The organism is Nonomuraea muscovyensis (assembly GCF_014207745.1).
Taxonomy (GTDB): Bacteria; Actinomycetota; Actinomycetes; order Streptosporangiales; family Streptosporangiaceae; genus Nonomuraea; species Nonomuraea muscovyensis.
Window position 1 is genome coordinate 1 of the sequence record NZ_JACHJB010000002.1, and the last position, 11759, is coordinate 11759.

At 71.4% G+C, this 11759-nt stretch carries 15 protein-coding genes; 7 read left to right on the forward strand and 8 right to left on the reverse strand.

Annotated elements, in window-relative coordinates; genetic code table 11:
• Positions 1-135: 135 nt before the first annotated feature.
• The 5 genes from FHU36_RS16390 to FHU36_RS16410 all read left to right on the forward strand — a co-directional run bounded on the left by FHU36_RS16390 (position 136) and on the right by FHU36_RS16410 (position 3289).
• Entirely contained in the window at positions 136-1086 is a 951-nt protein-coding gene (locus tag FHU36_RS16390) for an SPFH domain-containing protein (RefSeq protein ID WP_185084872.1), read from the forward strand.
• Between the two features lie 5 nt (positions 1087-1091).
• On the forward strand, positions 1092-1361 hold the full coding sequence (locus FHU36_RS16395; RefSeq protein WP_376774146.1) for a type II toxin-antitoxin system antitoxin: 270 nt from the start codon (positions 1092-1094) through the stop codon (positions 1359-1361).
• Entirely contained in the window at positions 1336-1989 is a 654-nt protein-coding gene (locus FHU36_RS16400) for a GPP34 family phosphoprotein (RefSeq protein ID WP_185084873.1), read from the forward strand. Before FHU36_RS16395 ends, FHU36_RS16400 begins: the two co-directional genes overlap by 26 nt.
• A 165-nt stretch (positions 1990-2154) precedes the next feature.
• Positions 2155-2757 (forward strand): ATP-binding cassette domain-containing protein, encoded by a 603-nt coding sequence (locus FHU36_RS16405; protein WP_246502469.1) that lies wholly within the window; start codon positions 2155-2157, stop codon positions 2755-2757.
• A gap of 97 nt (positions 2758-2854) precedes the next feature.
• Positions 2855-3289: an ABC transporter permease gene (locus FHU36_RS16410; RefSeq protein WP_312891641.1), complete on the forward strand. Its 435-nt coding sequence runs from the start codon at positions 2855-2857 to the stop codon at positions 3287-3289.
• 597 nt (positions 3290-3886) lie between these two features.
• On the opposite strand, the gene FHU36_RS16415 is transcribed toward FHU36_RS16410, so the two are convergent.
• Positions 3887-4360 carry a MarR family winged helix-turn-helix transcriptional regulator gene (locus FHU36_RS16415; protein WP_221496385.1) on the reverse strand — a complete coding sequence of 158 codons (474 nt, stop codon included), beginning with the start codon at positions 4358-4360 and terminating at the stop codon, positions 3887-3889.
• 61 nt (positions 4361-4421) lie between these two features.
• Here FHU36_RS16415 and FHU36_RS16420 point away from each other — a divergent pair, with 61 nt between their 5' ends.
• On the forward strand, positions 4422-5459 hold the full coding sequence (locus FHU36_RS16420; protein WP_185084874.1) for a hypothetical protein: 1038 nt from the start codon (positions 4422-4424) through the stop codon (positions 5457-5459).
• Between the two features lie 120 nt (positions 5460-5579).
• Here FHU36_RS16420 and FHU36_RS16425 read toward each other — a convergent pair whose 3' ends face one another.
• Positions 5580-6044: a winged helix-turn-helix transcriptional regulator gene (locus FHU36_RS16425; protein ID WP_185084875.1), complete on the reverse strand. Its 465-nt coding sequence runs from the start codon at positions 6042-6044 to the stop codon at positions 5580-5582.
• Between the two features lie 114 nt (positions 6045-6158).
• On the opposite strand from FHU36_RS16425, the gene FHU36_RS16430 reads away from it, so the two are divergent.
• Positions 6159-7094 (forward strand): NADP-dependent oxidoreductase, encoded by a 936-nt coding sequence (locus FHU36_RS16430; protein WP_185084876.1) that lies wholly within the window; start codon positions 6159-6161, stop codon positions 7092-7094.
• 2 nt (positions 7095-7096) lie between these two features.
• On the opposite strand, the gene FHU36_RS16435 is transcribed toward FHU36_RS16430, so the two are convergent.
• The 6 genes from FHU36_RS16435 to FHU36_RS16460 form a co-directional block, all read right to left on the reverse strand.
• Positions 7097-7852 (reverse strand): dienelactone hydrolase family protein, encoded by a 756-nt coding sequence (locus tag FHU36_RS16435; RefSeq protein ID WP_185084877.1) that lies wholly within the window; start codon positions 7850-7852, stop codon positions 7097-7099.
• 248 nt (positions 7853-8100) lie between these two features.
• Entirely contained in the window at positions 8101-9708 is a 1608-nt protein-coding gene (gene ptsP, locus FHU36_RS16440) for a phosphoenolpyruvate--protein phosphotransferase (RefSeq protein ID WP_185084878.1), read from the reverse strand.
• A complete protein-coding gene (locus FHU36_RS16445; RefSeq protein ID WP_312891642.1) occupies positions 9701-9988 on the reverse strand; it encodes an HPr family phosphocarrier protein in 288 nt (95 codons plus the stop codon). Before FHU36_RS16445 ends, ptsP begins: the two co-directional genes overlap by 8 nt.
• A 12-nt stretch (positions 9989-10000) precedes the next feature.
• A complete protein-coding gene (locus FHU36_RS16450) occupies positions 10001-11005 on the reverse strand; it encodes a zinc-dependent dehydrogenase (RefSeq protein WP_185084879.1) in 1005 nt (334 codons plus the stop codon).
• Positions 11002-11457 (reverse strand): PTS mannitol transporter subunit IIA, encoded by a 456-nt coding sequence (locus FHU36_RS16455; protein WP_312891643.1) that lies wholly within the window; start codon positions 11455-11457, stop codon positions 11002-11004. The genes FHU36_RS16450 and FHU36_RS16455 overlap by 4 nt, the downstream gene beginning before the upstream one ends.
• Entirely contained in the window at positions 11450-11758 is a 309-nt protein-coding gene (locus tag FHU36_RS16460; RefSeq protein WP_185087393.1) for a PTS sugar transporter subunit IIBC family protein, read from the reverse strand. The genes FHU36_RS16455 and FHU36_RS16460 overlap by 8 nt, the downstream gene beginning before the upstream one ends.
• Between the last annotated feature and the right edge of the window lies 1 nt (position 11759).

An 11759-nucleotide genomic window follows, 5' to 3' on the forward strand; every position in this document is an offset into this window, starting at 1 on the left:
GCCTGCGGCAACACGCCTACTTTGTGGCTCATCGCACCGACCCGAGCGGAGGGCCCGGTGAACCCGCCTTCCACAGTCACTGAAAAAGTGATATCACTTTGCTATCAAGGCGAAGTCACGGAGAAGGGACGGACGATGGCGAACACATCGGGCGAGGCCGCACTTGAGGCCGCCGTCGTGGACATGCCCGCACCGCACACGGGCGAGCATCCGGTGCGGGCGGCCAACGGGTTCGTGATGCTGGGGGTGGCGACGGCGCTGGACCTGGCCGGGATCGCGCTGCTCGTCGTGGGAATCGTCAGCCTCGCCTCGGGAGCCGGGCAGGGCGGCATGTGGGTGGTCATCGTGAGCGGCCTGATGATCCTGCTCGGGTCCTTCATGTACTTCGGCCTCACCGCGGTGGCGCCGGGCGAGGCCAGGGTGGTGCAGTTGCTCGGCCGGTACGTCGGCACCCTGCGCACCCCCGGCTTCCAGTGGGTCAACCCGATCACGGTGCGCCGGCGGGTGTCCACGAGGATCCGCAACCACGAGACGGACGTGACGAAGGTCAACGACGCGGACGGCAACCCGATCCAGATCGCGACCGTGGTGGTCTGGCAGGTGCAGGACACCGCGCAGGCGGTCTTCGAGGTGGACGACTTCGTGGAGTTCGTGGCCATCCAGGCGGAGACGGCCGTGCGGCACATCGCGGGCAGCTATCCGTATGACGCGCACGGCGAGCCCAGGCTGTCCCTGCGGGACAACGCCGACGAGATCAACGAGCGGCTGTCCACGGAGATCGCGGCCAGGGTGTCGTCCGCCGGGGTGAAGGTCATCGAGTCCCGCATCATCCACCTGGCGTACGCGCCCGAGATCGCCCACGCCATGCTGCGCCGCCAGCAGGCGGGCGCGGTGGTGGCGGCGCGGCAGCGGATCGTCGAGGGGGCGGTCGGCATGGTGGAGATGGCCCTGGCCAGGCTCGCCGAGCACGACGTGGTCGAGCTGGACGAGGAGCGCAAGGCGGCCATGGTGAGCAACCTGCTCGTGGTGCTGGTCGGTGACCGCGACACCCAGCCCGTGGTCAACACGGGCACGCTCTACCAGTAATCACCGTGGAGCGGAAGAAGATCCTGCTGCGGCTTGACCCGGTGGTTCACGACGCGCTGGCCAGGTGGGCGTCCGACGAGCTGCGCAGCACGAACTCCCAGATCGAGTTCCTGCTGCGCAGGGCCCTGTCCGAGGCCGGACGCCTGCCCGACGGGGTTGGGCGGATGCGCCCACGCGGACGGCCGAGGAAGGCGCCGCAGGACGGCACAGGGGACGACACAGATCAGGACGAAGAAGAGGAGCGGGCGGATGGAGACGCAAGTGAAGCAGGGTGAGTCACTGACCCGATCGGCCTTCCTGCTGGCCTTCGACCTGCGGAAGGAGAAGCTGACCCAGCGGGGGGAGCTGGGCTACCTGCTGCGCGCGGCCACCCTCGCCGAGCTGCTGCTGGCGGGCAACCTGGCGGACGAGTCGGGCAAGGCGCGAGCTCTCACCGCCCCGGCCGCCGAGCCGGGTTCCCTGCGGGCCGTGGTCTGGGAGCAGATCTCGAACTCGCCGCCCCGCTCGTGGCGGCGGTGGGTGCAGAAGGACCACGGCAAGGCGGTCCGCGTGGTACGCGACGAGCTGGAGGCCGCCCGGATGATCAGCGTGGAGCGGCGCCGGATCCTGCTGTTCCCACTCGAGCGGATCACGCCGCGCAAGGCGTACCTGTCGCGCAGGCTGGCCGAGCGTGTCGGCCGGGCCATCCGCGGCGGCCAGCCGGTCGGGCGCCTGGACGAGGACGTCCGCGTCCTGGCGGCGCTGGCCACGGCGGCCCGGCTCAAGACGGTGGTTCCCTCCTGGCGGGAGAGGCGTCTGCGCCGGGACCGGATCCAGCAGCTGTCCGTGCCCGTCGAGCCGATCGCGACCGCATTGCGCAAGAGCGTCGAGGCTGCCAGGTCGGCGGCGAGCGAAGTCGGCTGACACGACGGATCCCGGCGGCTCTCACCGCCGGCTCTCGGAGGAGATCACTTGACCACGTCGATCGAAGCACGGCCCGGCCCCGCACCATCGAGCACATGATTTCCATGACTACCAGGGCGAACGGCTCGGAAGCCACGATTGACCCATAGCGAAGGAGAGGACCTGATGATCGAGATCAGCGAGCTCCGCAAGCGCTTCGCGGGCGGCCCCGACGCTCCCGACGGCAAGCTCGCCCTGGATGGGATCAGTTTCTTCGTACGGCCGGGGGAGATGTTCGGGTTCGTCGGCGCGAACGGCGCGGGCAAGACGACGACCATGCGCATCGTGATGGGTGTGCTCCAGGCCGATTCCGGCTCGGTGAGCCGGCAGGGCCGCCAGCTCGGCTACGACGACCGGCGCCGCTTCGGCTACATGCCGGAAGAACGTGGCCTCTACCAGAAGATGTGGGTCGCCGAGCAGATCGAATACTTCGGGCCGCCTGCACGGGATGAGCGCCGCGGCCGCCAAGAAGGCCACCGAGGACCTTATGAAGCGGCTGGGTGTGGCCGAGCGCAGGAACGACCCGGTGCAGGCGCTCTCGCTGGGCAACCGGCAGCGCGTGCAGCTGGTGCACGACCCCGAGGTGCTGGTGCTGGACGAGCCGTTCTCCGGGCTCGACCCGATCGCGGTGGACGCGCTGGCCGCCGCTCTGCAGGAGCGGTGCATGTCGAGCACTTCGGCCACGAGCAGCCGACACTCACCGAGATCTTCAAGGAGGCCGTGGCGTGAACGGATTGATGCTGGTCGCCCGTCGCGAGATCGTGACGCAGATCCGCACGAAGGCGTTCGTCGTCGGCCCGCATTCCCGCCCGGCGTTCCTGGCCTGGTGGCCGGGGTGCTGGTCTGGTTCGTCCTCGGGTACGCCTTCTTCGCCACCCTTTCGGCCTCGTTCGCCTCGCTGGTCTCGCGCCAGGAGGAGGTGGACACCGTGCTGACGCCACCGGTCATGACCGTCTTGGTCACGTGCTTCGTGGCCTTCTGCGCCACTGACGAGCCCACCGGCACGCTGGCCACGGTCATGTCGTACGTGCCGCCGTTCTCCTCGATGGTCATGGCGGTACGGGTGGCCGCGACCGAGGTGCCGCTGTGGCAGGCGGGGCTCTCGATCGCGGCGATGGTGGCGGCGGTGCTCGCGGCGCTGGCCTTCGGCGCCAAGGTGTACCAGCGGGCGGTGCTGCGGACGGGCGCCCGGGTCAAGCTCGGCGACGTGGTGCGCGTGCGGCAAATGGACGATCTCAAGCGGGCGCGGCGCCTCACCTGAAAGATGCTGATCATCGGCTTCGGCGTGTTGTGGTTGCTCATCGCGGTAGGAAGCGTGATCGCGGTCGGCGAGGGAATGCTTCCGTGCACGCCTCGTGCCCGAGTTGATCACCGCGGCCGCCCTCACCCGGCTCGGCTGGCGGCTCACCGAGGAGGTGATGGACCGCCCACCCCGTCAGGACGGTCGAGGATGGCGCGGATCTGCTCGGCCCGGTCGGGCTCGATTTCGAGGATCACGCTCGCCCTGACCTTCCTCGCAGTCACCCAGGCCGCCTTACCCGATGAATGCGGTGGAGCAGCGCGAAGCCGGCCCGGCCGGGCATCTGGCGCATGATCCGCTTGCTCCTGGTGTTCACGCCTTCTGTGCCGCTGTTGTGGAGGGGCACGGTGACGGCCGCGCGGACGGCGTCGCGGTCCTGGTCGAGGCCGCGGAATCCGTCACCACCGAATCCGCGACAGACCCCGTTCTTCTTACGGTCCGCACCCTCCAGCCGGATCTTCGGAGAGGTAGAGGTACGGGACTGAACCTCGCGCAGCAGATACCCCGCTGTGCCCGCAGGGGGCAAGGGTGCGGCCGGCACCGTGGTGTCGTCGGCTGTCAGGTGGTCGTTTCCTGGACGGCGGTGGTGGTGGCGGTGATGGCGCGGGTCAGGAAGCGGGCGATGATCTCGCGTTCGTCCGGGGTGAACTCGTCGATGGCGGCCGTCAGGTGGCGGCCGAGGGGGGCGAAGAAGCGGCCGGCCAGGCGGACGGCGGGCTCGTTCACGGCGATCTCGATCTTGCGGCGGTCCGTGGTGCTGCGGCGGCGTTCGACGTGGCCGGCCTGTTCGAGCCGGTTGACGAGGGCGCTGGTGGCCGGTGGGCTGAGGTTGAGTGCGGCGCCCAGCTCGCCGGGGGTGGGGTGGCGGCCGGCGTTGGCGGCGTCGAGGATGACCACCAGGGCGTTCAGGTCGGTGCGGTGCAGGCCGTGCAGGACGGCGAACCGTTCGATGAACCGGTCGCTCTCCATGTTGAGCCGGCGTATCGCGACCATCAGCTCGTAGGCGGTCGGGGGCGGGGCGTCCTGCGTCACGTTCCTCCTCGTCCCGGCGCGGGTGAGCAGGTCTATTGTTCCATGCTAGAAATGTTCCATCATGGAAAGACTTGCGTGGACGCGGACGCTGACCCCGGCGCGGACGCTCGCCCTCGGCGTGGCCGCCAGTGCCCTGCTGACCGGGATGGTGTGGCTGCTCGGCCGGCGGCTGGCGGGCATCGAGTTGCTGCCCGACCAGGGCGCCTCCTGGTACTACTGGAAGCTGCCCGAGCCGACGTTGTGGACCCGGCTGACGGCCTGGGCGGGGTACGCGGCGCACCAGGTGGCGTTCTGGGGGCTGATCTACTACGCGCAGACCCGGGTCCGCCGCTACGCCACCGGGCTGCACCCGGTCAACGTCGTCGCGCTGGCGGTCAACGCCGGGTTCATCGCGCTGCACACGGTGCAGACGCACCTGTTCTACGACGGGCTCGCCCAGGACGTGTCGATCTTCAGCTCGCAGGGCTCGGTGGTGCTGCTGCTGGTCGTCGTGCTGCTGATGGAGAACCGGCGGCGCGGGATGTTCGCCGGCAAGCCGCTGCCGCTCGGCCGGCAGGTGGTCGACGCCGCCCGGCGCTACCACGGCTACCTCTTCAGCTGGGCCGCGGTCTACACCTTCTGGTACCACCCGATGGAGGCGACCAGTGGCCACCTCATCGGCTTCTTCTACATGTTCCTCCTGCTGCTGCAGGGCAGCCTGTTCCTGACCAGGGCGCACACCGCGCGCTGGTGGACGGTCAGCCTGGAGTTGACGGTCGCGGTGCACGGCACGCTGGTGGCGGTGATGACGTCGGGGCCGGACGGGGCGTGGCCGATGTTCCTGTTCGGCTTCCTCGGGGTCTTCGTCCTCACCCAGATGCACGGGCTGGGGCTGTCCGCCGGGGTGCGGTGGATGCTCGCCGCCGCCTACGTGGGCGCGGTGGTGGTCGTGTACGCGCTGCGCGGCGAGGTGGGGGCCGCCCTCGGTGAGGTGGTCAGGATCCCCCTGATCGAGTACGCCCTGGTCGGGGTGCTGGCCTTGCTGGTCTGGCTGCTCCTGTCGGCCGTGGCACGCGTTCGCGGGCGGCGGACACGGGAGCGCGGTCTGCCGGTGCCCTGACGGATCCCGAAGTCCCTCGCAAGACTGTTGGCAGCGCCTGCGCGCGGTCCTGCCAGGTGGGCTGCCGCCGCCGACGCCCTCGAGTTCTCCCGCGCTGTAGTGGACTCTTCCCGCATCAGGTCAGGCGCGCCTGATCTGTCGACTCGCCTCGTTGCGTTCGGTGCTCTGAGCAACAGCGTCCGGGGAGGTGGAGCGGCTGTCGTAGGTGTCGCGGGCGGCGGCGACCTGTTCGATGTGGGTCTCGGCCCAGTCCTTGATGGCCTGCATCACGGGCAGCAGGCTGACGCCCAGCGAGGTGAGGGAGTAATCGACCCGAACCGGGACCGAAGGCGTGACGGAGCGGGATATCAGGCCGTCGCGTTCCAAGGTGCGCAGGGTCTGGGTGAGCATCTTCTGACTGACACCGGCGATGGTACGGGACAGACCGCTGTAGCGCTGCGGGCCGTCGGCGAGCGCGGTGAGCAGGAGACTCACCCATTTGTCGCTGATCCGGTCGAGGAGTTGCCGGGCCGGGCAGGTCGCGAGGTAGGCGTCGTAGGCGATGCGCGCCTGCTCGCGCTGCTGAGCGGTGGTGCGGGTCGTCATCGCGCTCCTGTCCGTACGATAGGCACCTTGAAGTGCGTACTTCCCGTGAGAGAGTAGCTCTCCATACGGTTGTTCCTCAAGTTCTGAATCCTTGCGGAACGACGAGGAGATCTCATGCGCGCAGTTGTCGTCCGTGCTTTCGGCGGACCCGAGGTTCTGCAGATCGCGGACGTGCCGATGCCGGTTGCGGCACAAGGGCAGGTCCGCATCCGGGTGGAGGCAGCGACGGTAAACCCGGTCGATCTGGCCACTCGGTCCGGTGCGCTCACCGAGGCGGGCTTGCTGCCGGCGCGGGACGTGATCGGCATCGGGTGGGATGTCGCGGGAACCGTCGAACAGACGGGCCCAGGGGTCACCGGCATCAAGCGCGGGGACCAGGTGATCGGCCTGTCCGACCGGCTGGACGTGCCGATCGGCACCCAGGCCGAACATGTCGTGCTCGACGCGGATGCGGTCACAGCCGCGCCTGCGGGCGTCTCACCCGCACCAGCCGCCACGCTGCCCCTGAACGGTCTCACCGCCGCGCAAGCGCTCGACGGACTCGACCTGAACCCCGGGCAGACGCTGCTGGTGACCGGGGCGGCCGGTGCCGTCGGCGGCTTCGCGATCCAACTGGCCGTCGCGCGCGGGCTCCGGGTGGTCGCGGTCGCCGGAGCCGATGACGAACCGCTCGTCCGCGGGCTCGGCGCCGAACTGTTCGTGCCACGCACGGCACGGCTGGGCGAGGCGGTCCGTTCCCTCGTTCCGGGCGGTGTGCACGCGGCACTGGACGCTGCCGTGGTCGGAGCGGCCGCCCTCGACGCGGTGCGGTCGGGGGGCGCCTTCGCCGCGCTGGTGGCGGGAGGAGCGCCGATTCCGCTGCGCGGCATCCGGGTCTTCAACCACTGGATCCGCGCCGACGGCGCCCTCCTCTCCAGGCTCGCCGCCCTGGTCGAAGCAGGCTCCCTCACCCTACGCGTAGCCGGGACCATGCCCATCGACCAGGTCGCCACCGCCCACCGGCGCCTCGCCGGAGGCGGCCTCCGCGGTCGCCTCGTCCTCACTCCTTGAGATCACTCTTTCAGGAGTTTCCGGCCGAGGTGCCGGGCGAAGAACCGCAGCGCGTTGTCGGTCTCGAACGCGGGGATTCCCCCGTGGTCGCCGGGGTTGGCGTGCAGCGTCTTGTCGGTCGAGCCCAGGGCGTCGAACAGCGCCAAGGCCTGGTCCCTGGGCACCCGCGTATCGTCCCACTGGAGCAGGAACTGCACCGGCACGGTGACCCGGGCGGCGGGTGCGGCCAGCGTGTGCACGCCGAGCAGGCCCAGCACCGCGGCGCGGATCCGGGGTTCGGCGGCGAGCAGCGGCACACCGAGCCCGCAGCCCATCGACACCCCCCAATAGCCGACCGGGCCGGCGCCCACGTGGCCGAGTTCCTGCACCGCGGTCAGGACGGCCTGCCAGTCGGCGACGGCCTGCCCGGCCAGCAGGTCGTGCATGGCCGCGACCAGCCCGGCCGGATCCTCTCCGGCGGCCATGCGGGCCCGCATGGCGCCCGCGAACTGGAGGAACTGCTCATCTTTCGGCCGGTCGCCGTGGTTGGGGGCATCGATCGCGGCGACGGCGAAACCCCCCTCGGCGGCGAACCGGTGCGCGCCGGCGAGGACGGCGGGGGCCTTCTTGTGCTGACCGCCGCCGTGTCCCATCAGGATCAGCGGGCGGGGACCGGTGGCGCCTTGCGGCGTGAACAGCACGCCGGTGATCTCGCCGAGGGTGAAGGACTGTTCGGTGACGCCGTCGGTCGACGTCTGGGAGGTCAAGCTGAAGCGCATGGCGTTTCGAAGCCTTTCGGGGGTGCCTTGTGCGGGCGCTCCCTAGACCATGCACGGGAGGGAGCCCCGATCTGTCATCACAGCGTTGATCGGTCTCACCTCCTCCAGTCGTAGTGCTGCACGGCGTCGCCGAAGATATCACACACGCCTTGCCGGTCCGGCTGCTCCGGCACCGCAGGCTCGACTACCTCGTGCTCGCGCGCAGGCCGTGATGTACGGGGGTCGTCGGCGCTGCGCGCGAGGCGGCTTCACGGTGAGGCCAGGCGGCGACACTCCTCCAGGGTGTGGCGGGACAGCTCGTCCCGTACGGCCGGTACGCAGACCGGGGCCATGGACAGGCTCGTCACGCCCAAGCCCACCAGCAGCGGGGCCAGCAGCGGGTCGCCGGCCGCCTCGCCGCACACGCCGACCGGCTTGCCCGCCGCGTGGCCGGCCTCCGTGCACAGGGCGATGAGCTTCAGCAGCGCCGGCTGGCGCGGGTCCAGGAGGTCGGCGAGGCCCGGGTGCTGGCGGTCGGCGGCGAAGGTGTACTGGCTGAGGTCGTTGGTGCCGATGCTGAGGAAGTCGAGCTCCGCCAGCAGCTCCTCGGCCTGCAGGGCGGCGGCCGGCACCTCGATCATGGCGCCGACCTGGGTGAGTCCGCGGGAGCGGGCGCGACGGGCGAAGTCGGCGGCCTCGGCGACGGTGGTCACCATGGGGGCCATCACCCACGGCGTGCCGCCCGTGGTGCGGGCCGCCTCGGCGATGGCGTCGAGCTGCGTGTCCAGGACGCCGGGCAGCACCCGGTCCACGCGCAGGCCGCGGATGCCGAGAGCGGGGTTCGGCTCCGGCGGGAGACCCAGGAAGGGGAGGGGCTTGTCCGTGCCCGCGTCGAGCGTCCGCACCACCACCAGGGGCGTCCGGGCGAACACCTCCGCATAGGCCGCCACCTGCTCCTCGAAGGACGGCGGCTGCCTGCGGTTCAGGTACAGGAACTCGGTGCGGAACAGCCCCACCCCCTCGGCGTCGGCGGCGTCCGGCCCGAGGTCGGCGGCCGAGCCGATGTTGAGCAGCAGCTTGACTGGGTGGCCGTCCGCGGTCCGGCCGGGCCCCTTGCTGCCCGCGAGCCGGTCGCGTTCGCGGCGGTCGCGTTCGACGACGTCCGCAGCGTCCTGCGGGGTCAGGCCGACGGTGACGTCGCCGGTGCGGCCGTCAACGGCGACGACGGTGCCGTCCGGCACGTCGAGGACGCCGCGGCAGGCGACCACCGCGGGCAGCCCCCGGCTGCGCGCCAGGATCGCGGTGTGGCTGGTCGGGCCGCCCCGCTCCGTCACCAGCGCCAGCACCTCCGCGCCGAGTCCCGCCGTGTCGGCGGGGGACAGGTCCTCGGCGACGAGCACGTACGGGTGGCCGGGGGAGGGGATGCCCGGCATGGGCAGGCCCAGGGCGGCGGCCACCGCCCGGTACTTCAGATCGTCCAGGTCGGCGGCCCGTTCGGCCAGGTAGCCGCCGAGCGCCGCGAGCGTCTCGCGGTGGGCGCCGAACGCCGCGTCCAGGGCGTGGGGGGCGTCGAGGCCGTCCTGGGCGTGCCGTTCGGCGTCCTCGCGCAGCATCGGGTCCTCGGCCATCATGGCCAGCGCGTCGAGCACCTCCGCCGCGGTGGTGTCGGAGGTCCCCTCGGCGCGGCGCCGCAGGTCGGCCGCCACCGCCTCCAGCGCCTTGGCGATCGTCGCCACCTCCGCGGCCGGGTCGGTGACCGGCCGGGCCGCGGGCAGCGCGGGCGGGCCGGCCATGCGGACGAGCGGGCCGGCCGAGCGGCCCGGGCTGACGCCCAGACCGCTCAGACGCTGCCGGGGCGGGCGGGCCGGGTCAGGCATCAAGGGTCTCCTCCGCGTCGAGGTCGCGTGCGAGCAGTGCGGCCAGCGCGTCCAGCGCCTCCTCCGCGCCGGGCGCGTCCGACTCCAGTGTCACCTCCGTACCCCGGGAGGCGCCCAGCGACAGCACCCCGAGCATGCTGGTGGCCGGGACGGTCCGCTCGCCGGCGCGGATCCGCACCGGCACGCCCAGCCGCACGGCCTCCTGCACGAACAGTTTGGCGGGACGGGCGTGCAGGCCGCTGGCCGAGGCCACGATCACCGTTCGGTGTACCAGACCCATGACGAAGCCTCCTCAGGGCTCGATCGTGACCTTGATGGCCGCGCCCCGACTGACGAGGTCGATCCCGTCGAGCACCTGGGTGAGCGGCAGCCGGTGGGTGATGAGATCCGCCACCGGCACCCGGCCGTCCGCGATCAGGCGGAGGGCCTCGGCGTTGTGCGCCGGGCTGGAGCCGTTCGCGCCGACGATCGTCAGCTCGCGGTAGTGCACCAGGTTGGAGTCCAGCCGGATGATCGGGTCGTCCTTGGGCAGCCCGCCGAAGAAGCTGATCCGCCCCTGCCGGGCCGCCATCCGTACGGCCTGCTCCTGCGCGGCGCCCGAGGCCGCCGCGGTGATCACCACGTCGGCGCCGCGGCCGCCGGTGAGCTTGAGCACCTGCTCCACCGGGTCGGAGTCGATCACGGCGTCCGGCGTGACCAACTCGGCCGCCATCGTCAGCCGTTCGGCGTTGACATCCACCAGGAACACCCGGGCGGCGCCGCGCGCCCGCGCCAGCCGCACGTGCAGGCAGCCGATCGGGCCGGCGCCCATGACCACCACGTCGTCGCCCGGGCCGACGCCCGCCAGCGACTGCCCGTTCAGCACGCACGCGAGCGGCTCGGCCACCGACGCCTCGGCGAACCCGACGCCGTCCGGGATGGCGTTGACGCCGTCGACGGCGAGCACCTTGGCCGGGACGATCATGTACTCGGCGAAGCCGCCGTCGTAGTGGTAGCCCATCGACTCCTGGTTCGGGCAGACGGTCAGCCGGCCGCGCCGGCACTCCTCGCAGGTGCCGCACGGGATGGCGGCGATCACCTGGACGCGTTCGCCGGTCTCGACCACCTCGCCGGCGATCTCGTGGCCCATCACCCGCGGCGGGCGGATGTGGTGGTGGCCGAACTTGAAGATCTTCGCGTCGGTGCCGCACGTCGAGCAGTTGCGGACCCGGATCTTCAGCTCGCCTGGGCCGGCCACCGGCTCCGGCGCGTCCTCCACGCGGATGTCGCCGGGGGCGTGGAATCGGGCGACCTTCACGTCAGCTCCTTGATCACTTGGTGGACCTCTGTCGCCTCGCGCAGGGTCCTGGCACGTTCGGGGTCGAGCAGGATGTCGGCGAGGGCCGCGAGCAGCGGCACGTGCCCGTCGCCCTTGGCGGCGATGCCGACGCACAGCGTCACCCGCTCGCCGCCCCAGTCGACGCCGCCGGGGAAGCGCACGACGCAGATCGCGTCGCGCCGGACGACCTCCTTGGCGGCGGCCGTCCCGTGCGGGATGGCCACCCCCTCGCCGACGTACGTGGAGATCGACCGCTCGCGCTCCATCATGGCGTCGATGTACGACTCGGCGACCGCGCCCACGTCCACCAGGACGCGCCCGCAGCGGCGGATCGCCTCGGCGCGGTCGGCGGCGCTCTCGTGCAGCAGCACGGCGCGCGGGTCGAGCAGGTCGGGGCGCATGGCCGCCGCGTCGGCCGGCTGGTCAGGCATGCACGGTGCCGCCCTTCTTGATCGCGTCGACGAGCCGTGTCACGGCCGGGTCGCCCAGGAAGATCTGGAACGGCACCAGCACCTTGTCCGGGGCCGCGGCCCGGGCGCGGGCGGCCAGGCCGGCGTGGCAGAGCACCACGTCGGCGTCGGCCGGGATGGAGTTCACCGGGGTGTGCTCCACGGTGACGCCGGTGTCCCTGAGCTGCTTGCGCAACTGGCTGGCCAGCATCACGCTGCTGCCCATGCCCGCGTCGCAGGCCACGATGATCTTGCGGATGTCCTTGCTGTCGATGCCGGCCATC

Bases quoted from the DNA above. Each gene is read 5' to 3' on its own strand.
- FHU36_RS16390 (WP_185084872.1), top strand. From the start codon at position 136: ATGGCGAACACATCGGGCGAGGCCGCACTTGAGGCCGCCGTCGTGGAC.
- FHU36_RS16400 (WP_185084873.1), top strand. From the start codon at position 1,336: ATGGAGACGCAAGTGAAGCAGGGTGAGTCACTGACCCGATCGGCCTTC.
- FHU36_RS16405 (WP_246502469.1), top strand. From the start codon at position 2,155: ATGATCGAGATCAGCGAGCTCCGCAAGCGCTTCGCGGGCGGCCCCGAC.
- FHU36_RS16420 (WP_185084874.1), top strand. From the start codon at position 4,422: ATGGAAAGACTTGCGTGGACGCGGACGCTGACCCCGGCGCGGACGCTC.
- FHU36_RS16425 (WP_185084875.1), bottom strand. From the start codon at position 6,044: ATGACGACCCGCACCACCGCTCAGCAGCGCGAGCAGGCGCGCATCGCC.
- FHU36_RS16430 (WP_185084876.1), top strand. From the start codon at position 6,159: ATGCGCGCAGTTGTCGTCCGTGCTTTCGGCGGACCCGAGGTTCTGCAG.
- FHU36_RS16435 (WP_185084877.1), bottom strand. From the start codon at position 7,852: ATGCGCTTCAGCTTGACCTCCCAGACGTCGACCGACGGCGTCACCGAA.
- ptsP (WP_185084878.1), bottom strand. From the start codon at position 9,708: ATGCCTGACCCGGCCCGCCCGCCCCGGCAGCGTCTGAGCGGTCTGGGC.
- FHU36_RS16445 (WP_312891642.1), bottom strand. From the start codon at position 9,988: ATGGGTCTGGTACACCGAACGGTGATCGTGGCCTCGGCCAGCGGCCTG.
- FHU36_RS16455 (WP_312891643.1), bottom strand. From the start codon at position 11,457: ATGCCTGACCAGCCGGCCGACGCGGCGGCCATGCGCCCCGACCTGCTC.
- FHU36_RS16460 (WP_185087393.1), bottom strand. From the start codon at position 11,758: ATGGCCGGCATCGACAGCAAGGACATCCGCAAGATCATCGTGGCCTGC.